Source organism: Vibrio sp. 704, assembly GCF_033339295.1.
This window is the reverse complement of the sequence record NZ_JAWOUH010000008.1, coordinates 129,178-155,342: the sequence shown is the minus strand read 5'-3', so window position 1 is coordinate 155,342 and position 26,165 is coordinate 129,178. Positions and strand designations below refer to the sequence as shown.

General features: G+C 46.1%; 16 protein-coding genes. 6 read left to right on the top strand and 10 right to left on the bottom strand.

Annotated elements, in window-relative coordinates; all coding sequences use genetic code 11:
• Positions 1-16 precede the first annotated feature (16 nt).
• From R7R24_RS13525 to R7R24_RS13500, 6 genes are all read left to right on the top strand, one after another.
• Positions 17-1,012, top strand: a complete 996-nt coding sequence (locus R7R24_RS13525) for an ABC transporter ATP-binding protein (protein ID WP_005380041.1) — start codon at positions 17-19, stop codon at positions 1,010-1,012.
• Between the two features lie 63 nt (positions 1,013-1,075).
• On the top strand, positions 1,076-2,815 hold the full coding sequence (locus R7R24_RS13520; protein ID WP_053349851.1) for a glycoside hydrolase family 9 protein: 1,740 nt from the start codon (positions 1,076-1,078) through the stop codon (positions 2,813-2,815).
• A 2-nt stretch (positions 2,816-2,817) separates the two neighbouring features.
• On the top strand, positions 2,818-3,708 hold the full coding sequence (locus tag R7R24_RS13515; RefSeq protein WP_005380046.1) for an N-acetylglucosamine kinase: 891 nt from the start codon (positions 2,818-2,820) through the stop codon (positions 3,706-3,708).
• Between the two features lie 8 nt (positions 3,709-3,716).
• On the top strand, positions 3,717-5,636 hold the full coding sequence (locus tag R7R24_RS13510) for a beta-N-acetylhexosaminidase (RefSeq protein WP_054579084.1): 1,920 nt from the start codon (positions 3,717-3,719) through the stop codon (positions 5,634-5,636).
• A gap of 84 nt (positions 5,637-5,720) precedes the next feature.
• Positions 5,721-8,129: a GH36-type glycosyl hydrolase domain-containing protein gene (locus tag R7R24_RS13505; protein ID WP_054579083.1), complete on the top strand. Its 2,409-nt coding sequence runs from the start codon at positions 5,721-5,723 to the stop codon at positions 8,127-8,129.
• Between the two features lie 125 nt (positions 8,130-8,254).
• Positions 8,255-9,667, top strand: coding sequence for a phosphoglucomutase/phosphomannomutase family protein (locus tag R7R24_RS13500; protein WP_025768194.1), 1,413 nt, complete (start codon positions 8,255-8,257; stop codon positions 9,665-9,667).
• Between the two features lie 157 nt (positions 9,668-9,824).
• Here R7R24_RS13500 and R7R24_RS13495 read toward each other — a convergent pair whose 3' ends face one another.
• The 10 genes from R7R24_RS13495 to hrpB all read right to left on the bottom strand — a co-directional run bounded on the left by R7R24_RS13495 (position 9,825) and on the right by hrpB (position 26,151).
• Positions 9,825-10,856: an ABC transporter ATP-binding protein gene (locus tag R7R24_RS13495; RefSeq protein WP_005380055.1), complete on the bottom strand. Its 1,032-nt coding sequence runs from the start codon at positions 10,854-10,856 to the stop codon at positions 9,825-9,827.
• Entirely contained in the window at positions 10,856-12,481 is a 1,626-nt protein-coding gene (locus R7R24_RS13490) for an ABC transporter permease (RefSeq protein WP_054579082.1), read from the bottom strand. The genes R7R24_RS13495 and R7R24_RS13490 overlap by 1 nt, the downstream gene beginning before the upstream one ends.
• Positions 12,482-12,580: 99 nt before the next feature.
• Positions 12,581-13,594 (bottom strand): Fe(3+) ABC transporter substrate-binding protein, encoded by a 1,014-nt coding sequence (locus R7R24_RS13485; protein WP_005386566.1) that lies wholly within the window; start codon positions 13,592-13,594, stop codon positions 12,581-12,583.
• A 152-nt stretch (positions 13,595-13,746) separates the two neighbouring features.
• Positions 13,747-14,976, bottom strand: a complete 1,230-nt coding sequence (locus tag R7R24_RS13480) for an ammonium transporter (RefSeq protein ID WP_005386568.1) — start codon at positions 14,974-14,976, stop codon at positions 13,747-13,749.
• 27 nt (positions 14,977-15,003) lie between these two features.
• Positions 15,004-15,342, bottom strand: coding sequence for a P-II family nitrogen regulator (locus R7R24_RS13475; protein ID WP_005386570.1), 339 nt, complete (start codon positions 15,340-15,342; stop codon positions 15,004-15,006).
• A 188-nt stretch (positions 15,343-15,530) separates the two neighbouring features.
• Positions 15,531-15,899, bottom strand: coding sequence for a YacL family protein (locus tag R7R24_RS13470; RefSeq protein ID WP_206946767.1), 369 nt, complete (start codon positions 15,897-15,899; stop codon positions 15,531-15,533).
• Positions 15,900-15,998: 99 nt separating this feature from the next.
• On the bottom strand, positions 15,999-18,596 hold the full coding sequence (gene acnB, locus R7R24_RS13465) for a bifunctional aconitate hydratase 2/2-methylisocitrate dehydratase (protein WP_005380009.1): 2,598 nt from the start codon (positions 18,594-18,596) through the stop codon (positions 15,999-16,001).
• Positions 18,597-18,864: 268 nt separating this feature from the next.
• Positions 18,865-21,195, bottom strand: coding sequence for a patatin-like phospholipase family protein (locus tag R7R24_RS13460; protein ID WP_047102650.1), 2,331 nt, complete (start codon positions 21,193-21,195; stop codon positions 18,865-18,867).
• Positions 21,196-21,317: 122 nt separating this feature from the next.
• A complete protein-coding gene (gene mrcB, locus R7R24_RS13455; protein ID WP_005380020.1) occupies positions 21,318-23,690 on the bottom strand; it encodes a penicillin-binding protein 1B in 2,373 nt (790 codons plus the stop codon).
• Positions 23,683-26,151, bottom strand: coding sequence for an ATP-dependent helicase HrpB (gene hrpB / locus R7R24_RS13450; protein WP_318119514.1), 2,469 nt, complete (start codon positions 26,149-26,151; stop codon positions 23,683-23,685). The genes mrcB and hrpB overlap by 8 nt, the downstream gene beginning before the upstream one ends.
• Positions 26,152-26,165 lie beyond the last annotated feature (14 nt).

Sequence of the window (26,165 nt, the reverse complement as noted above, 5' to 3'; positions counted from 1 at the left end):
TACACTGGAGAGAATTATGAGCAAACAATTCGGCGAACTGCTGATTGAGGGTAAAAATGTCGTTAAGGACTTCCCTTTAAACAGTAACTCAATCAAACAATCTAAGATGCGCGCAATCAACGACGTCTCTTTCAAAATGTACAAGAGCCGCGGCTTGTCAGTGGTAGGTGAATCTGGTTCAGGTAAGTCTACTACTGCAAAAATGATTGCAAAAATGTACGCACCAACCGATGGCATCATTGAATACAAAGGTCGTGATATCCAAGACATCACCTCTCGTCACGATTTAATGACCTACCGTGAAGGTGTACAAATGGTGTGGCAAGACCCATTCGGCTCGCTAAACCCAACACACAACATTTTCCACCATATTGCGCGCCCGCTGCTGATTCATAAGAAAGTAGCACCGGGCAACAAGAAAGAACTGGAAGAGCGTGTGTACGACCTACTTGAACAAGTTGGTCTTATTCCACCAAAAGAAACGGCGCAAAAGTTCCCGCACCAGCTATCTGGCGGTCAGCGTCAACGTGTAAACCTAGCTCGTAACATCGCAGTTGGTGCAGAAGTGGTATTGGCGGATGAGCCAACATCGATGCTCGATGTATCAATCCGTGCCGGTGTTCTGAACTTGATGGAAGAGATGAAGTTCGAGAAACAAATGTCTCTGCTTTACATCACTCACGACATCGCAACAGCGCGTTACATTGCTGAAGATCTCGCGGTCATGTACGTAGGTCACATGGTTGAATGGGGCGATACTGAAGAAATCATTCACGATCCTCAACACCCATATACGCAACTGTTGGTATCTGCGGTTCCAGATCCATCGAAGTCTATTCACGAGAAACTGAAAGGCAACAAAGGGGAAATCCCACTTTGGACACCAGAATCTGTCGGCTGTCCATTTGCTGGACGTTGTGTACACGCTACCGACAAATGTCGCGAACGACTACCGGGCGTCACTCAACTGTCCGACAACCACTTTGTCCGCTGTTACTTATTTGAAGATTAATCATAACGAGGGTCAGGTTCAGCCTGGCCCATTCCTGTTTTTATCGTTTCCCGGAGACATTGAATGCTGCTACTGACTAACCACATTGGTTATGAACGTCTGGGCCCAAAGAAAGCCATTATCCAGACCGAACAACCACACTTGTCTTCTTACACTGCTCAATTGATTTGTGCCACTAGCGAGCAAACCGTGGCAACTTTTGCGGTTGAAGAACAAGGTAAAGTGGCGAACTGGCATCAGGGCTATTTCTACCTCATCGACTTTTCCTCTTTCACAACGTCAGGTGACTATTTCTTGCAAGTAGAAGATACGCGCTCTTCCTCTTTCATCGTTGGCGAACACATTCTGTTGGATCAAACTTTGTCAGATGTGATCCACTACTTCAAATCGCAACGTTGCGGCGGGATCTTCGATCAACAAGATCGACAACTTCCAGTACTAAACTCCAATAAAAAGGTTGATGTACACGGCGGCTGGTACGACGCATCAGGAGACGTTAGCAAGTATTTAAGTCACCTTTCATACGCGAATTATTTGAATCCTCAACAAACCCCAATGGTGGTTTGGAACATCCTAAAAGGGGTTTCATTGCTTGAAGGAAGCGAAGACATTGCAGCTTTCACACGTACACGTCTGATTGAAGAAGCCCTGTTCGGTGCAGACTTTCTTGTGCGTATGCAAAACGAAAAAGGCTTTTTCTACATGACGGTCTTTGACAAGTGGAGCAAAGATACTGCGCAACGCGAGATTTGCGCGTACGAAACTCAACTTGGTCACAAATTTGACGACTATCAAGCAGGCTTTCGACAAGGTGGCGGTGTCGCCATTGCAGCGCTAGCGGCAGCATCGCGTTTAAGTGTTCACGGTGAATACGATCAACAAAAATACCGCAACGCTGCCGAAAATGGTTACTGGCACTTAAAAGAGCACAATACGCAGTACCTCAATGATGGGGAAGAAAACATTATCGACGAATACTGTGCGCTACTGGCTTGTGTAGAACTGTTTAAAGCAACCAAAGAAACTCGCTACTTGGAAGAGAGCCGTTTGTGGGCGCAACGTTTAGTTGCACGCCAAATGAGCGACGAGCAGATTCAACACTTTTGGTCAGCAAACCAAGACGGCAGCCGTCCATATTTTCACGCAGCCGAAGCTGGTCTACCAGTTATTGCCCTATGCGAATATCTATCAATTGAAGACGACTCAGCACGAGCGGAATCGGTAAAACGTATCGTCAACCTAGCGTGTGAGTTTGAGATCACAATATCGAATAAAGTGATCAACCCATTCGGTTACCCTCGCCAATATGTTAAAGGCGTAAATGAGTCAAAACGCGAGGCATTTTTTGTCGCACACAACAATGAATCTGGCTATTGGTGGCAAGGCGAGAATGCTCGACTGGGCTCACTCGCGACCATGGCGTACCTTGCTCAACCGCATATAGCGTCGCAAGAAGTACAGCAACAACTTTCTGTGTTTGCTCAAGATGCATTGAACTGGATTGTAGGCTTAAACCCATACGACATGTGCATGCTAGATGGCCATGGTCGTAACAACCCTGATTACCTCCCTCAATATGGTTTCTTCAACGCAAAAGGTGGCGTGTGTAACGGAATCACTGGCGGCTTTGAAGACGAGGAAGACATTGCATTTAACCCACCAGCACAAAAAGAAGACGTGTTACAAAACTGGCGCTGGGGCGAACAGTGGATCCCGCATGGCGCTTGGTACTTACTCGCGATAATGAGTCAAGCTCAGCATGTTTCTCAGTTGGCGACCTCTAAAAATATGAAGGAAGAATAATCATGGGAATGTATTTTGTCGGTATCGATGGTGGCGGCACGTCATGTCGAGCCAGGATTAAAGATTCACAAGGTAATTTTCTTGGCGAGGCCAAAAGCGGCAGTGCCAACATCATGCTAGGTGCTGAAATAGCAATGGCTTCGATTCTTGAATCCATCACTTCGGCTACCGAGCAAGGCGGTCTGACACAACAAGATTTCGCGTCGATGCACGTCGGCTTAGCCCTTGCTGGCGCAGAGCACAAAGCATCTTGGCAAGCCTTCATGTCTCTTCCTCATCCATTTGCCAGTATGACTCTGAATACCGATGCCTACGGTGCGTGCGTTGGTGCGCACAATGGCGAAGATGGCGCAATCATGATTGCGGGAACCGGTTCTTGTGGCATCTACCTTAACGGATTGGAGCAACACGTTGTCGGTGGTCGTGAGTTCCCTATTTCGGATCAAGGTGGCGGCGCAGTGATGGGGCTACGCCTAGTTCAGCAAGTTTTGTTAGCTGAAGATGGCATCAGAGAAAAAACGCCCCTAGCACAACACGTTATGACGCATTTCGAAAATGAGGTCGACAACGTGGTGGCGTGGTCAAAACAGGCGCTTCCTCGTGATTATGGGCAGTTTTCTCCGGCTATTTTCCAACATGCGGAACAAGGCGATGCACTGGCCATTGAAATGCTGAAGCAAACCGCAGCGGATATAGAAATGTTTCTCGTGGCATTAAACAAGCGCGGCGCAACACGTATTTGTTTAATGGGCAGCATAGCTGAACGCATTGTACGTTGGCTTTCACCACCAGTTCAGCAATGGATTGTTGAGCCACAGTTTGACGCGATTGAAGGCGCAATTATGTTTGCTGGCAAACCAGAACATAACCTTTACTCGCTCAGTGCGGCGTAGGAGTAGATATGGAATATCGTGTTGATCTCGTAGTCCTTTCTGAGCAGAAACAAAACTGCCGCTTTGGCCTCACCTTTCATAACTTGAGCGACCAAGACCTAAACAGCTGGAGCTTAACTTTCGCTTTCGATCGTTACATTCTTCCAGACAGCGTTTCAAATGGTCAACTGACTCAAATTGGTAGTTTTTGCACACTTAAACCAGAAGGGGTGGTACTGGCTGCCAACCATCACTATTACTGTGAATTCAGTATTGGTTCGAACCCATTCCGTTATTACTCGGATGGCTTTAACGAAGCGATGATCAACTTTGTCGTTGATGGAAACCCACAGCGCGCACAAGTGGATGTCACGCCTATCGTATTAGCTTCACCATACCGTGAACGCAGTGAGATTCCGGCAAGTTTAACCCATGCACAGCCCTTGCTGCCAAAACCAAACCATATTGAGGTCAGCGATCACTATTTTAGCTTTGATCATCATGCTGGCGTCGCGGTTTATTCAAGCCTGGCCAATTCAGCTAAAGAATGGCTACTTGAAGAGCTTAAGCGCATTCACCAATTTGAGTTCGCATCAGACAATGGCAGTCAGATCATCTTCAAAGGCAACCCAACCTTGGATGAAGGCGCTTACAAACTGAAAGTAGCCGAAGAGTCAATCAAAATTGAAGCAGGATCTTCGTCTGGTTTTACCCATGCTTGTGCAACGTTATTACAACTAGTCAAAGTTGGCGATCAACCTAACTCAATGGAAGTAGTTTGCTGTTCAATCAAGGACAGGCCACGCTTTCGTTACCGCGGTATGATGCTCGATTGTGCTCGTCATTTTCACTCCGTTGAGCAAGTCAAACGCTTGATCAACCAACTGGCTCATTACAAGTTCAATACGTTCCATTGGCATCTTACCGACGATGAGGGTTGGCGAATTGAAATCAAATCACTGCCTCAACTGACCGATATTGGTGCTTGGCGCGGATTGGATGAGATCAATGAACCACAGTACACGCACTTTGATGAACGTTACGGCGGCTTCTACACGCAAGAAGACATCAAAGACGTTATCGAATTTGCATCGCAACGCGGCATCACCATCATTCCTGAAATTGATGTACCTGGTCATTGCCGAGCCGCCATCAAGTCGTTACCACACCTATTGGTAGAAGCGGAAGATACCACCGAATACCGCAGTATTCAGCATTACAACGACAACGTCATTAACCCTGCTCTGCCGGGGAGTTATGAATTTATCGACAAAGTGCTAGAAGAAGTCTCTGCACTTTTTCCTGCGCCTTACGTTCATATTGGTGCCGACGAAGTACCTAACGGCGTATGGTCAAAAAGCCCAGCATGCCAAGCACTAATGGAACAACTGGGTTACAGCGACTACAAAGATTTGCAAGGACACTTCTTACGTTATGCCGAAGACAAACTTCGTAAATTGGGCAAACGCATGCTGGGCTGGGAAGAAGCTCAACACGGCGACAAAGTCAGTAAAGATACGGTGATCTACTCATGGCTAAGCGAAGAAGCGGCCTTGAACTGTGCTCGCCAAGGCTTTGATGTGGTGCTGCAACCAGCACAAACCACTTACCTAGATATGACCCAAGACTACGCACCTGAAGAACCGGGCGTGGACTGGGCAAACCCACTGCCACTAGAAAAAGCTTACAACTACGAGCCGCTCGCTGAAGTGCCTGCTGACGACCCAATACGTAAGCGCATTTGGGGCATTCAAACAGCATTATGGTGCGAAATTATCAATAACCAACCTCGCATGGACTACATGATCTTCCCTCGTTTAACTGCAATGGCAGAAGCATGTTGGACAGACAAACAACACCGAGATTGGACCGACTATTTATCACGCTTGAAAGGCCATCTACCTCTGCTTGATTTGCAGGGAGTGAATTACCGTAAACCGTGGAAGTAATACAAAACTGATGTCGAAACATCACGCTTGAAGAGTTTTTAAATTTTGGCTGCTGATGCAGCTTCGTAAAAAGGAAAGACACAAATGAAATACGGCTATTTCGATAACGAGAATCGCGAATACGTCATCACTCGCCCTGACGTACCAGCACCATGGACCAACTACCTAGGTACTGAGAAGTTCTGTACGGTTATCTCGCACAACGCGGGTGGCTACTCGTTCTACAACTCTCCAGAATACAACCGTGTTACTAAATTCCGTCCAAATGCGACATTCGATCGCCCAGGACACTACGTTTACTTGCGTGATGATGAGACAGGTGATTACTGGTCAATCTCTTGGCAACCAGTTGCGAAGAGCCTAGACGAAGCAAACTACGAAGTTCGTCACGGCTTGTCTTACTCTAAGTTCAAATGTGAATACAGCGGTATTACCGCAACAAAAACTCTGTTCGTGCCAAAAGGCGAAGACGCTGAAATCTGGGATGTAGTGATTAAAAACACCTCTGACAAACCACGTACGATCAGTGCATTCTCATTTGTTGAGTTCTCATTCAGCCACATTCAATCTGATAACCAAAATCATCAGATGTCTCTGTACTCGGCAGGTACGGCTTACAACGAAGGCGTGATCGAGTACGACCTGTACTACAACACCAACGATTTCGAAGGCTTCTACTACCTAGCTTCAACATTTGCCCCAGATTCATACGACGGCCAACGTGACAGCTTCCTAGGCCTATACCGTGACGAAGCAAACCCGTTAGCGGTAGAACAAGGTAAGTGTTTCAATACAGCGCAAACTTGTTACAACCACTGTGGCTCTTTGCATAAGCAATTTACTATTCAGCCGGGTGAAGAAGTTCGCTTTGCTTACATTCTCGGTATCGGTAAAGGCAACGGAGAGCGTCTGCGTGCTAAGTACCAAGACCTTGCAGAAGTCGACAACGCATTTGCGGGTATCAAAGCACACTGGGATGAGCGTTGTGGCAAGTTCCAAGTGAAATCACCAAACGAAGGTCTAGATACCATGATCAACGCTTGGACGTTATACCAAGCGGAAACGTGTGTGGTGTGGTCTCGCTTTGCTTCATTCATCGAGGTGGGAGGCCGTACTGGTCTTGGTTACCGCGATACAGCGCAAGATGCAATCTCAGTTCCTCACGCTAACCCAGCAATGACGCGCAAACGTATCGTTGACCTACTGCGCGGCCAAGTAAAAGCGGGCTACGGTCTACACCTATTCGATCCAGATTGGTTTGATCCAGAAAAAGCGGATGTTAAACCATCTAAATCTCCAACCGTAGTTCCAACACCTTCTGATGAAGACAAAATTCACGGCATCGAAGACACCTGTTCTGATGATCACCTATGGCTAGTTCCAACCATCTGTAAGTACGTGATGGAAACCGGTGAGCACAGCTTCTTCGACGAAGTGATCCCTTACGCCGACGGTGGCGATGCAACGGTTTATGACCACATGAAAGCCGCGCTAGACTTCTCGGCTGAATACGTAGGTCAAACCGGTATCTGTAAAGGTCTGCGTGCAGACTGGAACGACTGTCTGAACCTAGGTGGCGGCGAATCTTCAATGGTGTCGTTCCTACATTTCTGGGCACTGCAGGAGTTCATCGACCTAGCGAAATACCTAGGTAAGGAAGCCGACGTTGAAAAATACACCGAGATGGCAGCAAACGTGCGTGAAGCGTGTGAAACACACCTTTGGGACGAAGAAGGCGGCTGGTATATCCGTGGTCTAACGAAAAACGGCGAAAAGATCGGTACAGCGCAACAAAAAGAAGGTCGTGTACACCTAGAGTCAAACACACTTGCGGTACTTTCTGGTGCGGTATCTCAAGAGCGCGGCGAAAAAGCGATGGACGCTGTCGATGAGAACCTATTCTCTGAATACGGCCTCCACCTAAACTCACCATCTTTTGCAACACCGAATGATGATATCGGCTTCGTAACTCGTGTTTACCAAGGCGTAAAAGAGAACGGTGCGATATTCTCGCATCCAAACCCATGGGCTTGGGTAGCTGAAGCGAAACTGGGTCGTGGTGATCGTGCAATGAAGTTCTACGATGCGCTAAACCCATACAACCAGAACGACATCATCGAAAAACGTATCGCAGAACCGTACTCCTATGTGCAGTTCATCATGGGTCGTGACCACCAAGACCACGGTCGTGCAAACCACCCATGGTTAACAGGTACATCTGGCTGGGCTTACTTCGCTGTTACCAACTTTATCCTTGGTGTGCGTACAGGCTTCGATGGCCTAACTATCGATCCATGTATCCCAACGAACTGGCCTGGTTTCGAAGTGACTCGTCAATGGCTAGGTGCAACGTACAACATCAAAGTCGTTAACCCAGACTTAGTAAGCAAAGGCGTTAAGTCGATTACTGTGAACGGTGAAGCAGTGAATGGTGCCTCTGTACCAGTTCAAGCGGAAGGTTCAGTAAACGAAGTTATCGTTACTCTAGGTTAATCATCTTTTGAGGGAGAGCTTTTCCCCTTTTGATTTATCCGATGCACTTGAGTTTGATGTGTGCATCGGTTCGCTAGCAAAGATTTAAGAGGCGGTGGGATGCCGCTCTTATCGAGGATCGAATCATGATCAAATTTGGTACAGGCGGTTGGCGTGCATTTATCGGTGAGGAGTTCACCAAAGATAATGTACGTTTGGTCGCTCAAGCAGTTGCAAACATCACGAATAACGAATCGGTTGCTGATCGCGGTTTTGTGATTGGCTATGACCGTCGTTTTCTTTCCGATAAAGCAGGTCGTTGGTTCGCTGAAGTTCTAGCAGCAAACGGCATTGTGGTTAGCTTTATCGACAAATTTGTCCCAACACCTATCGTAATGTTTAAAGCGAAAGAAATGGGCTGCGCATACTCGGCATGTATTACCGCATCACACAACCCTGCCGATTACAACGGCATTAAAGTCTTCATTGAAGGCGGTCGTGACGCAGATGAAATCATCACCCAAAAAATCGAATCACAAATAGACGCGCTCACTGCGCACGATGTAAAAAGCGTCGACTTTGAACAAGCGGTTGAAGATAAGCTGATTGAAATCATCAATCCGATGAACGAATTCGTTGACTCAATCATCGACTTTATCGACATCGAAGCGATCAAGAAGGCGAATTTACGTGTTTTGATCGACCCAATGTTTGGTGTCGCGAAAAACGCACTGCAAACCGTATTAATCAACGGCCGCTGTGACGTTGATGTGATTAACGATGGCAAAAACCCAGATTTCGGTGGGTTAATGCCTTCGCCAAGCGCTGCAACACTCTACCGTTTGATGCACCTAGTGAAAGAGCAAGGTTACGATATTGGCATCGGTACTGATGGCGATGCGGACCGTCTTGGTATTATCGACGAAAAAGGTAACTTCATTCATCCAAATGAAGTGCTACTGCTGCTTTACTACTACCTACTTGAATACAAAGGCTGGAAAGGCTCCGTGGTACGTAACATCGCAACCACCCACCTTCTCGATAAAGTCGCCGAAGATCATGGCGAGAAATGCTTTGAGGTTCCTGTAGGCTTTAAGCACATCAGCTCCCAAATGGAAGCGGATGACTCACTGATTGGCGGGGAAAGCTCTGGTGGCCTAACCATTCGCGGCCACATCAAAGGTAAAGACGGCGTATTCGCATCAAGCCTATTGGTAGAAATGATTTCAGTAACCGGCAAGAAGCTGTCTGAGTTGCTGGATGAAATCTACGGCAAGTACGGCTATGCCTACATGGCAGAAGGCGATTGCAAGTTCAAACCAGCGCAAAAAGACGTACTGTTCAACAAGATTTATGTTGAAAAGCAGTTGCCTGAGTTCGAGTTTGAAATCGAAAAAGTCAGCTATGAAGATGGTGCGAAAGTCTACTTCAAGAACGGCGGTTGGATCATCGCTCGCTTCTCTGGCACTGAGCCACTGCTACGAATTTTTGCAGAGATGCAAGATAAGGACACTGCGGAACGTGTTCTTCAACAGTTTAAAGACTTCTTGTCTTTATAACTGAACCTTGTGCCCGCTTCGAGCACTATGATGAGAGTCAACGCTGTCTGAAAAGGCGCTCATCAACAGGAGAAGAGCACTTGCCCGGCTCCACAGCCGGGCTTTTTTATTGTATGTTGGGAAGTCGTAAACGAGATAGAAAAGATACTCAGGAGCGTTAAGCAAATGCCAGGACGCCTTGCGTTTCAATTTTCACCGCGACGGACTCACCTATATTTAATGCTTGCGAAGCTGTAGCTAACAAACGGTCACCATTCGCGTTAATCACATAACGGCAGTGATCACCCATAAAATGCTGTTCCAATACGGTTACCGAACTATCTTCATCGGATTGAATTTGCACATGCTGCGGTCTTAGCAGTAAAGAGCACTCCGCCTGTACTGGAATATCTTGTTGAGCCGTGGCTTCAACCACGCCCAAGTGGGTTTCATATTCTGAATTCGAAACCCGTTTAGCAGCAAGGTAACTGCCACCACCTAAGAAATCAGCGACAAATTTACTTGAAGGCTGGTAGTAAAGCTCAGATGCTGTGCCATATTGCTCGATGACTCCATTGTTCATCACTGCCATTTTATCGGCGAAAGCAAAAGCCTCTTCACGGCTATGCGTAACAAAAATGGCAGTCACACCTTGGGCCTTAAAAATCTTACGGATCTCACTTATCAACTCATGGCGAACTTGCGTATCAATATTAGAAAACGGTTCATCAAGTAACAATAAGTCTGGGCTGTAAGCTAATGAGCGAGCAATCGCAACACGCTGCTGCTGTCCACCAGACAATTGATGAGGATAACGATCGCCATAACCTTGAAGATGCACGAGTTCTAACATCTCTTGAACTTTGGCATTTTTCTCTTTTGTCGAGCACTGCTTTAAGCCAAAGGCAATGTTTTGCTCCACCGTCAAGTGAGGAAAAAGTGCGTAATCTTGGAAAATCATCCCGATATTACGCTGTTCTGGCGGCAACCAGTTTTCCCCATCATCAATTGTGACGCAATTTAGACTCATTTCGCCTGACGTTAACGGCAATAATCCCGCAACGGCCTTTAATAGTGTTGTTTTCCCACAGCCACTGGCTCCTAGCAAACAGACAATCTGCCCTTGTTCTACCTCAAGAGACAATGATTCGAGTACAGTTTGATCGTCATATTGGCACGTTAGGTTTTTAATTGATAATGCACAGCTCATCAGTGATTTTGCTCCAGTGAACGGTTAACAACAACAAGCGGGATCAACCCAACAAGAACCAACAGAACCGCTGGCAAAGCGGCCAATTCTAAATGCTCATCCGAGGCGAAGTTATAAACGTATGTGGCTAGTGTTTCAAAGTTAAACGGACGAAGTAACAAAGCCGCATTAAGCTCTTTCATCGACTCGATAAACACTAATAAAGCCGCAATCAGTGCACCGCGCTTAACCAGCGGAAAGTGCACGCGCCACAGCATGGCATTGGGCTTACAACCCATAGTGCGCGATGCCATATCTAACGACGGAGAAATTTTATTTAAATTACTTTCGATACTACCAATCGCTACCGCGGAAAAGCGCACAACCATGGCAAATACTAGTGCGAACATGGAACCAGAAAAGATAAGTCCCGGCCTTCCCCACTCCATGGCTTTAGCAACATCGTTGACACGATGATCCATAAACAGCACAGCGACCATCACACCGATGGCTAGTACCGTTCCTGGTACTGCATAGCCCATAGAAGAAAGACGCATAAATGCCAAGCTTTCTCGTTTACCACTGACTCGATGGGTAAAGTTAACGATCAGTGCGACAGCAACACCAATAATCGCAGCAATAACAGACACAACTAAGCTATTCCATGCGTATTCACGAAACTCTGAGGTCCAACTCTGCGCAAAATAAGTGATCGCATAATCAATCAGCTGTAGTAGCGGCAAAATAAAAGCGACTGAAACCAAGCCCCAACACCAAACCAGTGCGGTCCACTTTTTCCAGCCCGTCAACTCGTAACGAAAATCTTCGTGACTGTTAAATTGGCTTTGAAAAAGCTTTTGTTTACGGCGGCTGTATCGTTCGGCACTAAGAAGCAGTACTACAATGACGAGCATCATGGCAGAAATCTTGGCTGCCGCATTAAGATTAGAGTACCCCAACCAAGTATCGTAGACCGCTGTGGTTAACGTATTCACCGCGAAGTAACTTACCGTACCAAAGTCACCGATGGTCTCCATTGCGACCAATGATAAACCTACTGCGATAGAGGGTCTTACTAACGGCATCGAGATGCGCCAAAAGCTTTCCCATGGAGAGCACTTGAGCAAACGCGCGCTTTGCAATAAAGAGACATTTTGCTCCATAAACGCAGCCCGGCACAATAAATACACGTAAGGATACAACACCAAAGCCAACACAAAGGTCGCACCAGGCAACGTACGAATGTCAGGGAACCAATACTCGCCAGGTCCCCATCCGGTTACATCACGCAAAAAGATCTGAATCGGGCCTGCAAAATCAAACCAATCAGTAAAAATATAACCAATGATATAACCTGGCATTGCAAGAGGTAGCACCAATGCCCACTGCAACCATTTTTCGGTCGGCAGTTTACACATGGCCATTATCCAAGCGCTTGGAATACCAAGAATTAAGGACAGCACCATTACGCCAACAGTTAGCGCAACCGTGTTAAAAATATAAGTCGGCATGACCGTTGCCATTAAATGAGCAAACAAATCATCCGTTTCACCAATTGCGGTGTAGAAGATCGCTAAGATCGGCAAAACCAGTAGCAGAGTTATTACCCCACTACTGGTTTGCCATAAAGAGTGTTTATCTTTCATCGCCTAATTACTGCAAGGCTGTATGAAATACAAATGCTGTTGCAAATACATCTCATATCCTTTAATCAAATGGGGGTACTGTTATACCCCCACAAGGAATTAAAGGTCAAATTTCACTTCATCTAATAGCTTAATTGCCGCTTCGTGGTTGGCTGCAATATCGTCTAGAGAAAGCTTGTCTGCTTTAAAGTCACCCCAAGATTCCACAAGCTCAGAACGCTTCACGCCTTCTTTAACTGGGTACTCGTAGTTAACTTCTGCGTACATTTGCTGCGCTTTGTCACCCGTTAGGAATTCCATTAGCTTCACAGCATTGTCTTTGTTTGGAGAGTACTTAGCCATCGCCATACCAGAGATATTCACGTGAGTGCCTGTAGTCTCTTGGTTAGGGAAGTTGATGTAAACTGCATCAGCCCAAGCTTTTTGCTCTTTGTCGTTAACCATTTTACCTAGGTAGTAGCTGTTACCTAGAGAAACATCACATAGGCCTTCTTTGATCGCTTTAACTTGTGCACGATCGTTGCCTTGTGGTTTGCGAGCAAGGTTTGCTTTCACGCCTTCTAACCACTCTTTGGTTTCTGCTTCGCCATTGTGAGCAATCATTGCTGAAACTAGAGAAACGTTGTACGGGTGCTTACCGCTACGAGTACAAATTTTACCTTTGAACTCTGGCTTAGCTAAGTCTGCGTAGTTGAAATCTGCGCCTAGTTTACCTACGCGATCACGTGATGAATAAACGCTACGAGAACGTAGAGTTAGAGCAAACCACTCATTCTCTTTATCTTGGTATTGAGCAGGTACGTTTTCTTCAATGATTTTGCTATCGACTTTCTGAACTAAACCTTTGTTTGTCAGTTCAGCTAGACGGCTGATGTCTGTCGTAAGAATAACGTCAGCAGGGCTGTACTCACCTTCTTGAGCTAGCTTTTCTGCTAAGCCTTTTTTAGCAAATTTTACGTTTACTTTGATACCAGTTTCTTTAGTGAACTCATTGAACATAGGTTCAACTAGGAAAGGTTGACGGTAAGAGTAGACGTTCACTTCTTCAGCAGCCATTGCTGTTGGAGCTAGAGTAGCGCAAGTTAGTGCTGAAAGAGTTAGCAGTTTTTTCATTGTTTAATCCTTTACCATGCTAATGATAACGTTTATCAGTTGCGTTATTATATGTATGTTCAATAAGAAGACAATGACGAATATTAAAAAACCTGCTCATCGGAGCAGGTTTTATTGTGTTAAGTGTGTAACCATTTATTACAAGCTAATGATTATTTCACCGTAACAAACTCTGGGTAAGCACCAACACCACAATCATGCATGTCCATACCTTCCATTTCTTCATCTTCTGTAACGCGAATCCCAACGGTCGCTTTCAAGATTGCCCACACAACTAGGCTAGCACCAAATACCCAAGCAAAGATAACTACGGCACCTAAAAGCTGTGCACCAAACGTTGCATCACCGTTGCTCAGTGGCACTACCATTAGGCCGAAGAAACCACACACACCGTGAACTGAGATAGCACCTACTGGATCGTCAATTTTAAGTTTATCTAGAGCAATGATACTGAATACTACTAGTGCACCCGACACCGCACCAATCGCAACCGCGTACAGTGGTGATGGCGATAGAGGGTCTGCAGTGATGGCAACCAAGCCAGCTAGCGCGCCATTGAGGATCATCGTTAAATCGGCTTTACCCCAAGTAGTTTTACAAACGAATAGCGCCGCAATTGCACCAGCAGCCGCTGCTGCGTTAGTGTTTAGAAAGATCTGACCTACCGCTGTAGCATTCTCAAAATCTGAAACCATCAACTGAGAACCACCGTTAAATCCAAACCAGCCAAACCAAAGGATAAAAGTACCCAACGTTGCCAAAGGCATGTTAGAACCTGGAATCGGATAGATTTCACCATTTTTACCGTACTTACCCTTACGCGCGCCAAGCAGTAACACACCAGCAAGAGCAGCAGAAGCACCTGCCATATGTACGATACCAGACCCCGCAAAGTCACTAAATCCAGCTTCTGCTAGGAAGCCTCCACCCCATGTCCAGTAACCTTCCATTGGATAGATAAACGCAGTTAAAATCGCAGAGAAAATCAAGAAAGACCAAAGCTTCATGCGCTCAGCTACCGCACCAGAAACGACGGACATAGCAGTTGCAACGAAGACAACTTGGAAGAAGAAGTCAGACTCTAAAGAGTGGTCGGCCCCTTCACCTTGAGTACCAATTAGCGTACCAAATGAAGGTAACCAGCCTCCTTCTCCATTATCGACATACATGATGTTATAACCGACAATCAGAAACATCGTGCATGCGATGGCGTACAAACAGATGTTCTTCGTAAGAATTTCTGTTGTGTTTTTAGAGCGCACAAGGCCAGCCTCTAGCATCGCAAAGCCTGCTGCCATCCACATTACCAACGCACCGGAAATGAGGAAGAAAAAGGTGTCAAGTGCGTAACGTAACTCGGTTACTGTTGTTGTTAATTCCATAATAAGTATCTCCAATCCTTTGAATTCTTAAAGTGCTTCTGCGTCCATTTCGCCAGTTCGGATACGCACCGCTTGGTTCAGATCGTAAACAAAAATTTTACCGTCGCCGATTTTTCCGGTTTGCGCAGCTTTTGTAATTGCTTCAACAACGCGATCTACATTGTCTGCGTGAGTCGCGATTTCAATTTTCACCTTTGGTAGAAAATCGACTTGATACTCTGCACCGCGATACAATTCCGTGTGACCTTTTTGACGACCGAACCCTTTAACTTCTGATACTGTCATCCCTTCGATACCGACATCAGCCAATGCTTCTCGTACATCGTCTAATTTAAACGGCTTAATAATGGCATTGATTATTTTCATTGAGTTATCTCCGAAGCTTTCATCCTGAAACACTTCTTATAATCCAATCTACGTGCCAAGTTTTTAAGTTATTGAATAATAAAAACTAACCTCAATTTACATATCTATAAACAAAAAGGGCGCACCATATCGGTGCGCCCTTTTCACAAATTTAAAGCAACGGCAGAGAAGTTACCCAAAACTGTGCATTAAATGTTCAAAAAGTCTTTCCACTGTTCGATAAGTGCCATGAAATCCTCTATCCCACAACTTGCTGTACTTTCTGCATTGTAGAAGTCGAACTCACTTTCCATCTCGACATCATATTCATGGGCTAATGCGTTTTCTTGTACAAGAACTTCGTCGCCCTGAATCATCAAGCTAATTTCCGTGCCTGTTAGGTTATGCTCCTGAGAAGGCGCTAAAAATGACCGCTCAATTAGCTTTTCAACCTGTGCAGTCTTCATCGGATCTTTGCCAATTTCTTCTTGCAACCAGCGCCCTACAATCTCATGTCCCATGCTACATTTTACGTAGTACTCGCCCATCAACGTGTTACGAATGAATTCAAATTCCACCGAGATTGCCTCTTTCGTATCAATTTGGTGCGAGTATAGCGAATTGCTCCCATAAAAAAAGCACCTCATGTGAGGTGCTTTTGAATTGTGCATTTCTGATTATGCCGGTTCTTGGAAGATCACTTCGTCCGCTTTCTTGGTGTATTGATCCATTTTATGGAAGTTCAAGTAGCGGTACGTATCCGTTGCCGTAGCGTCGATTTGCTTCGCGTATTCTAGGTATTCTTCTTTGGTTGGAATCTTACCTAGAATTGCACCTACTGCAGCTAGCTCAGCTGACGACAGGTAAACATTCGCACCAGTACCCAGACGGTTCGGGAAGTTACGCGTTGAAGTCGACATTACTGTTGATTTATCTGCAACACGCGCTTGGTTACCCATACAAAGTGAACACCCTGGCGTTTCAATACGCACCCCTGCACGTCCGAAGATACCGTAGTAGCCTTCTTCAATCAGTTGGTCTTTATCCATTTTTGTTGGTGGCGCTACCCAAAGGCGCGTTGCTAACTGGCCATTGAACTTATCAAGCAATTTACCTGCTGCGCGGAAGTGACCGATGTTCGTCATACAAGAACCGATGAACACTTCATCAATCGCTGTGCCTTGTACTTCAGACAACAAACGAGCGTCATCTGGATCATTCGGTGCACATAGTACTGGCTCATTGATTTCAGCCATATCGATTTCAATCACATGTGCGTATTCAGCGTCTTTATCTGCTTGCATCAGCTCAGGGTTTGCTAGCCACTCTTGCATTGCAGTAATGCGGCGCTCGATAGTACGGCGATCACCGTAACCTTCAGAGATCATCCACTTCAGCATCACGATGTTAGAGTTTAAGTACTCTTCGATCGACTCTTGAGACAATTTCACAGTACAACCTGCCGCCGAACGCTCTGCAGATGCATCAGAAAGCTCAAATGCTTGCTCAACCGTTAGCGTTTCTAAGCCTTCAATCTCAAGGATACGGCCAGAAAATTCGTTGATCTTGCCCGCTTTTTCTACCGTTAGTAGCCCTTGCTGAATCGCGTAGTAAGGGATGGCATGAACAAGATCACGCAGTGTAATACCCGGTTGCATTTCACCTTTAAAACGAACCAAGATTGACTCTGGCATGTCTAGCGGCATAACGCCTGTCGCAGCTGCAAAGGCAACCAAGCCCGAGCCAGCTGGGAATGAAATACCCAGAGGGAAACGAGTATGTGAGTCACCACCCGTACCGACAGTATCCGGTAGTAGCATACGGTTCAGCCATGAGTGGATAATACCGTCACCAGGACGAAGAGATACACCACCGCGGTTCATAATAAAGTCCGGAAGTGTATGGTGAGTGTTAACGTCTACTGGTTTTGGATAAGCCGATGTGTGACAGAAAGACTGCATGACAAGATCAGCAGAGAAGCCGAGACACGCCAAGTCTTTAAGTTCATCACGAGTCATAGGGCCAGTAGTATCTTGCGAGCCTACTGTCGTCATCTTCGGCTCACAGTAGGTTCCAGGACGGATGCCTTCTACGCCACATGCTTTACCAACCATTTTCTGTGCAAGCGTGTAACCCTTGCCAGAATCTGCGATTTCACCAGGTTTACGGAATACATCCGAAGGCTCAAGACCTAGCGATTGACGCGCTTTGTCTGTCAAACCACGACCGATGATCAATGGGATACGACCACCAGCACGAACTTCATCAATCAGTACTTCTGTTTTTAGCGAGAACTCAGCTAGAACCTCACCAGTTTCGTGGTTGCAAACTTTACCTTCATATGGGTAAACATCGATAACATCGCCCATGTTGAGCTTAGTTACGTCAACTTCGATTGGTAGTGCGCCAGCATCTTCCATTGTGTTAAAGAAGATAGGGGCAATTTTGCCACCAAGCACATACCCACCAGCTCGTTTGTTTGGAACGTAAGGGATATCATCACCCATAAACCAAAGCACTGAGTTTGTTGCCGATTTACGTGAAGAGCCAGTACCAACAACATCACCAACGTAAACCAATTGATGACCTTTGTCTTTTAACTCTTCAATTTGCTTGATCGGGCCAATAGTACCCGGTTGATCAGGGTTTATTCCTTCACGCTCGTTTTTAAGCATCGCCAGTGCGTGTACTGGAATATCAGGGCGAGACCAAGCGTCAGGTGCAGGTGAAAGGTCATCCGTGTTCGTTTCACCTGTTACTTTAAATACGGTTAGAGTGACTTTTTCTTCAAGCTTAGGCTTAGAAAGGAACCACTCAGCATCAGCCCATGATTGAAGTACTTTCTGTGCATGCGCATTGCCAGCTTTCGCTTTCTCTTCTACGTCATAGAAAGCATCAAACATCAGCAGCGTATGAGACAGCGCTTTTACTGCGATCTCTGCCAGTGCTTCATCATCCAATAGCTCAACTAGCGGTTCGATGTTGTAACCACCTTGCATAGTGCCTAGCAGTTCAGCCGCTTTTTCACGACTCACTAATGGTGATTTAACTTCACCTTTTGCTACTGCTGTTAGGAAACCCGCTTTTACATAAGCAGCTTCATCAACACCTGGAGGGATACGGTTTTCAAGTAGGTCAAGAATGACTTCTTCTTCACCTTGCGGGGGATTTTTCAGAAGTTCTACAAGTCCAGCAACTTGTTCTGCGTCTAGCGGTTTAGGAACAACTCCTTCAGCAGCACGCTCTTCGACGTGTTTACGGTAGGCTTCAAGCACGACTTTTTCCTCTCATTGCGGTTCCTCCTCTATTATTACTATTGTTAAAGTAAAGGAGTGAACATCCTTGGAAACTTGGCTCTCCATTGCCCTTGTTTTCATTCAATTATGATTGAGAAACAGCGCCGTAGAGGCCAAACTGTGGGCAAAATAATAGCAAATTTAACCTTAAATTAAAATCTTATCATTTTGACCAACATAGCAACTTACGACTAAAGTTCTGCTAATTTTGACCAAATATGCCAAGTTTTTGCTTTCTCATACCCGGTTAATTAAACGATGTTCCTACGATCAAATACACAGCATCCAAATCTTGCTCGGTACGACCGTATGCCAACATTATTGGTCCTATTGGTGAGTCAACACCAAAGAAGATGGAACCAGCATTGTAAAGCGGCGCTTCGTTTAGTTTCAGATCATTATCAGACCAAACACCGCCATATTCGACCGATGCGCCCAGGTAGACTGGAGCTTCAAACAATCCGAAATCATTATCAAACCACTTATATCGGTACACCAAACTGCTGAAAAATAAGTTCTGTCCGATCAGGCTATTTCTTGGGATTCCCGATAGGCTTAAGAAGCCGCCCAACTCTCTGGGATCAAGCGGTAAAGATGAGTTTTTACTCTCTACAAAACTATATTCAGCATGTCCGACTAAAGTATGACGCTGATGACTCACTGCACCTTTAAATCGTGCAGAGATTTCATAAACGGTATCTTCAATAATTTTGTCAGTTTCTAAAAGGCTAACGCCCTGAGGACTTTGATCATGAGACACTAAATATTCGAGATCGACTAAAAGCCCACGAGTCGGAAATGCGAAATCATCAAGTGTGTCTAGGCGATAATTGGCAAACAGACCACGACGTTCAAAATCCAATTTACCAGCAGAAGCCAAAGTAGAAAGCTCAATATCTCCGGTAGAGTAGCGAGCGCCAAATCGAAGTTCTTGCCACAATGTGGGTTGGATACCTATCGCTAACTCTGTTGTAAAATCATCGTAAGTGACCGGAAAAAAGTCATTTACTGACTCTAAATCTGGTGCTTGAGGCTCTGTTAAAGGTAAGTTTCGGCTCTCACTGCCATAGGAAATTCGCCCCGATACAAAAAGTTCTTGGCTAGATAAAACAGGGGAATACAACTCAGCTTCAATCAGCTTATCCGTGCCCATTTCTACGTTGAACGCCAACTCCGCGCCATGAGAGTTCAAGTTGGTAAAGTTGGTCGATATTCCTATGCCGTACTGGCTATCTGTATCGAAGTCATCTTCAAGAAAAAATCGGAAGTTGAGATAATTAGGCCCCCACGACTTCTCGTTAACATCAAAAACCAACAATGTCTCACCATCCACCTCTTCAAAGTGATAAGTGATGAGCTCGAACCGATCTAACGCGTAGAGGTTTTCAACGGCTTTCTCAATTTCGGCCGTTGAAATACGACGTCCGGTTTCTAATTCAATACGATTCGTCAACAACACATCGCTGTAGTGCGTGTTATTAACAATCACTATGTCATCAACCACACGCTGATCGCCATAAATCAAAGTTTTACGAACTTCTTGTTTGCGATCGATGTATTTTTGATAGTCCGCGTTGGACAAGCGTAACTCTTTCAGCTTGTCTTTTAATTGCTTGGTAATATCGTACCCAGCTTGAAAAGCCCAAGGCATTTTGTCGAACTCGACGGTTTCCATGGTGCCCACATTGGGACGAATATAGATATCTTGAGGTTCAAGCTCGTCCACTTGCTGTTGTGTACTACGACGAACGAGATAGTTAGAGAGTTGGTCCGCGACAGTAAACAGCCCCGTAAATTCATCTTCGGTTTTGTAATCGGTGCTAATATCGACGGCAATAACGACATCAGCCCCCATGGCGCGAGCCACATCGACAGGCATGTTATTGACGACGCCGCCATCAACAAGCATATGGCCATTGAGCTTATAAGGAGGAAGCGCTCCTGGTACAGACATGCTAGCCATCATTGCATCAACAAGGTAACCATTGCCCAGTACGACTTCTTCTAGGGCAAGAATATCTGTCGCAACAGAACGATAGGGAATGGCAAGATCATCAAAAGAATCGAATCGCCCTAAGTTCCCTGTAGTCTCACGCAATACTCGCAACATGTTCTGGCCTTGCACCACACCCGTTGGTGCTCGTACCTCACCGAATCTTAAGCCGAGGTCGGTATTAATTTGATAGCGGTCTTCATACTCTTTGTCACGAACTCTACGTTGGCTACGGTCAACACGATCTCGATAACCGCTGCCCCAATCGACGGTGTAGATAAAACTCTCGATTTCATCAGCACTCATCCCCGTGGCATAAAGCCCACCCACATAGGCGCCCATACTGGTACCGGTCACAATATCCACAGGAATCTGCATTTCTTCCAATGCTTTTAAAACTCCAATGTGTGCCGCCCCTTTCGCTCCGCCACCAGCGAGCACAACCGCCACCTTTGGTCGAGGTTCCAAGTCATCCGTTTTTGTTAGAGAGTTTGCGAGGGAAACAGAAGGAGTGATCATCAAAAAGGTACTAACCCAAAGCGCAAAGTTGCGAACCGATGGGCTTGATAACAGCTTTTTGAACATTCACTTCTTCCTTTATTGAATATCTGATCAAGTAGGGCGTGCTAGCAGTACTGTACTAACACGCCCTAATATGTACTAAGAATTAATCAGATAAACAAGCTAATGTTGTTGATTTGGCGATGCTACCAATCAAATATGCTATTTAACCAGTTTGATTTCTTCTCACACTGTTGCTTTATCTGACCGGTTTTATCCCAAACCGGCAGTTTGTAATCACTACGGCAGTTCATTTCTAAACCTCCATCAGATGTAGGCTTGAACCCTAATGTGGTGATTTCTCTTGGCCATGGGAGCTCTAAACGCTCAGGAATACGCTGCTTCAAGTACTCTGCGTATACTCGTAATGCACCACTCGACCCCGTTAGATTCACGGGTTTATTATCGTCGCGGCCTAGCCAAATTGTCGTCACCTCACGACCATCAACACCGACAAACCAACTATCGCGGTTATCATTACTGGTACCCGTTTTTCCTGCCAATGCAGCCCAACCAAACTGGCTTTGTAAGAAGCGGCCAGTGCCTTGAGCAACCCCTTGTTTCATCGCGTAGGTCGTTAGCCATGCTGCTTGTTCATCCACGGCTCTTGATGAACGAGGCAAGGATTGATACAGCACATTACCTTCCATATCCATGACTGAGCGCAGAGCGGTCAGTTTTGCACGCTTACCTGAATTCGTCAGAGTCTGATACATCTGTGCGACTTCGAATGGCGTCAAAGAAAACGAACCCAAAAACATCGAAGGCACTGGGCGAATTTCGTCTTTGTTCACGCCCAAACGCTCTAAAGTATTGGAGACTTCAGGAATGCCAAGTGCCATACCTAAGCGCACGGTTGGTACGTTAAGTGATTTCGCTAAAGCAATGTAAAGTGGCACATCACCACGATATTTTCTATCGTAGTTGCGCGGCGTCCACACGTTACCTTTACTGCTCTTCAGACTTAACGGCGTGTCGTGTAGCGTCGTGCCTAGGTTGTATTTATCCGGTTGTTCTAGAGCCGTTAAGTAAATCGCTGGTTTCACTAAAGAACCAATCGGACGACTGGCATTGAGCGCGCGGTTAAAGCCTTCATAACCGACACGTTTACCACCTACCATCGCACGGATTTCACCACTATGGCGATCAACGGCCACAGCTGCGGCTTCTAACTCTTTACCACCCCGTTTAGCTAGTTCTGGGATCTTTTTCGCGATAGCTTGTTCCATTTTGCTTTGCGATACTGGGTCCAGAGACGTAAATACGCGCAGTCCGGTCTCTGCCTTAAATCGCTCCCCAACTTTTTCTTTTAATTCAATACTCAATTGTTGGAAATAAGCTGGCTGACGGCTCGCAATACGTGGCTTGCTTTGCGTATCGAGTGGACGACTTACAGCTTGTTCATACTGCTCTGAAGTCAACATGTTTTGCTGCATTAACAGGCGCAGAACGAGATCACGACGCTCTTTCGTTCTCTCAGGGTAACGAATTGGGTTGTAGTAAGACGGTCCTTTTACCATCCCAACTAACATCGCCAATTGATCGATTCGCAACTCCTGAATTGGCTGCCCAAAATAATAACGCGACGCCAAGCCAAACCCGTGGATCGCTTCACCTCCACTTTGACCTAGGTACACTTCGTTTAGGTAGGCTTCTAAGATACGATCTTTGCTGTAACGGTAATCCAAAATTAGCGCGATATACGCTTCTCGAACTTTACGCCACAGTGTTTTATCACGAGTCAAAAACAGGTTTTTTGCCAATTGCTGAGTCAGCGTACTACCACCTTGAACAGTACGACCCGCCTTAATGTTCGCAACCAATGCACGTGCAATCGCGAGCGGTGACACCCCGTCATGTTGATAAAAATCCCGGTCTTCGGTCGCAAGCAGTGCATCCACCAAAATTTCAGGGAACTGATCACGACGTAAGAAAAGGCGCTGTTCATCACGGTCTTTCTCCAGCATGCCCAACATCTTCGGTTCTAGGCGCAAGTAACCAAGGTCTCCTCGAGATTCTAAAGACTGAATACGTTGCAAGCCGGAATCAGAGAAATGCAGCATAATGTGACGATCCGGCTCGGGACCATCGGCAAACTCGAATGGACGACGAATCAATTCAATCCGAGTGGAAGAAGAGGAATATTCGCCTGGGTAACGAGGTTGACTCACTTTACGGTAATTCAACACATCTAGCTCGTTGCGCAGTTCTTGGATGGTGATATTCTCACCAGGGCTTAGATTCAAGATACGGGCATAAACCACCGTTGGCAGCTCAAACAGCTGACCTTCAAAGCGTTCTTTCACCACACTATCTAAGTAAATCCCAACAAACAGCAAAACAGCGGCAAGTGCAACGCCAGCTTTCCAGCTAAACGACCACAGAACTTTCAACCACGAACGTTTCTCGTTAGTCGGCTTTTTACTCGGCGTACGTCGAGTCTGTTTTGCGGTTCCTTTATTGGTTGTACTTTTCTTCGCTGGCGCTTTTTTCGCGCTAGGCTTCTTGCTGTCAGTCATTATTCAATTGTCTTTTTGTTTTCGTTGTTGCTACATGATTGGCAGGATCATCTGGCCAAACGTGTTTTGGGTAGCGCCCTTTCATCTCTTTTTGAACGTCTTTGTAGCTTCCGTTCCAGAAAGCCGCCAAGTCCGACGTTACTTGCAATGGACGTTGTGCCGGTGAAAGCAGTTCAAGCACCAAACGCTTGCGGCCAAGAGCTACCGTTGGGGAACCACTCTCCCCAAATACTTCTTGCATACGCACCGATAATATCGGCTCGTGGCCATATTGGTAACGGATACGCTTCTTTGAACCTGTGGGTAGTTGGTAATGCTCAGGTAACCATTCATCCAGTTGTTGATTGAGTGGCCAACCTAATAGAGCATTAAGCGCTTCGACCAAGTTTATCTTGCTCAGGTCTTTAACCGAGCTGACAGACGTCATGTATGGTTCTAACCACTCCTCTAATGAATCCAGCAAACTGGCTTCATCAAACACTGGCCATGACTGCTCAGGTAACCATTCCACCGCACAACGAATCCGAGCCAACAAGCTCTCCGCTGCCGGTGTCCAGTTTAGACTCTGTAAGCCCTGGCGGCGGACATACGTGAGTAAAGCTTGTGTCATTTTTTCTTTGCCCGGGCTTGGCAACGGCTCGCGTTCAACGACCAGCAGACCGAGTTTTGTTTGTCGCTCAGCTATTAGACGGCCTCTTTTTTCATCCCAGTCCACTACTTCTTCAGACGAAAATAGCGTATCAAAGGTCGTTCGCAATATATTGACATCCAATTCACATGCCGAATGAATTTGACTTGAATTAGAATGAGAACGCATTAAGTCAACGGCAACCAAATACTCACAGCCACCTAGCATGTCTTCCTGATGACATTCTGCACCATGACCATTAGCCAAAGTAAATCGCCCAAATTGATTTGTGCGCTGCTGCGCAATGCGATCTGGAAATGCCAAACTTAACACCAGCGGTAATGCATCTTCATCCACGCCTTTCAGGTCAAATACCGTATCCAATTTGTACGCCAGAGATTGAGCACGCTTGAACAACATCGACTTTTTTGGATGAGTACCAACAAGCCAACGATGCAAGCTATGAGCGATATTGGTAACATTTCTCTCTGGCTCTTCAATCAGTGCGACCGCCGCCAAAGCAGCATTTAACATCTTATCACTGTAAGATAGCGCTTTAATTAGCATCGCAGCCGCACGAGGCTCAACGCCTAGTTCATGCGCCTGTTTTCCTTCGGACGTTAATTGCCCTTTTTCCGTCAGTAGTCCCAATGACACCAATAGCTGCTTCGCTTGTTCCAATGACGCATTAGCGGGAACATCAAGCCACTTTAGATCGTGGATATCACCCGTTCCCCAAAAGGCAAGCTCCATAACTAAACTAGCCAAATCGGAATGCAAAATTTCGGGTAGGGGAACCAGCGGTTGCTGCTTGAACTGGCTTTCAGAATAAAGACGAACACAAATGCCCTCTTCTATTCGTCCCGCTCGTCCTGCACGCTGAATCGCTGAAGACTGTACAATGCGTGTTTGCTCTAAGCGTGTTAAACCGTTTTTCAAATCAAAGCGGGCAATACGCTCTAACCCAGAATCAACCACGAGGCGAATGCCTTCAATCGTTAGTGAAGTTTCTGCAATGTTGGTCGCTAGAACGACTTTACGCTTACCTTGTTCTGCTGGCGTAATCGCTTTTTGTTGATCTGCAAAACTCAGTTGACCATAAAGTGGGCATATGTCGATATCATCCGCTAAATGAGACAACCGCTCTTCAACTTGTTTTATGGCACCAACACCCGGCAGGAAAGCCAACAAAGATCCGGACTCTTTGTTCATAAGACTTTCTATTGTTTTTGCCATACTCGTAGGTAAATGCTCGTTCACACCTAACGGCTGGTAGCGCATTGCCACATCAAAGCTGCGCCCTTCAGATTCAATGTAACTGGCTTCCGGCAACAACGATTGTAATGCTTGTTGGTCAAGCGTTGCCGACATTACCACCAGCTTGAGATCGTCTCGCAATGCCTCTTGAACTTCTAAACTGAATGCCAAAGCGGTATCGGCATGAATGCTGCGTTCATGAAACTCATCAAAGATCAGTAGATCAACCCCATCCAGTTCAGGGTCAGTTTGGATCATCCTGGTCATGATCCCTTCGGTCACGATCTCCAGCTGCGTTGCAGAACTTACCTTTGCCTCGCCACGAACTCGATAACCCACGCGTTGACCAACTTGTTCTCCCAATTGCTCAGCAAGATAACGGGCAATGTTACGCGCCGCGAGTCGTCTTGGCTCAAGCATGATGATTTTTCCAGCAACCGAATGATTTAAGAGTAACTGCAAAGGGAAGTAAGTCGACTTACCGGCACCAGGCGCCGCTTTTAAGATCACTTGATGTTGATTTTTGACCGCCGTCAGCAACTCAGGCATCACGGCTTCAATCGGCAATTGTGACAAAGAAAATACCTTAT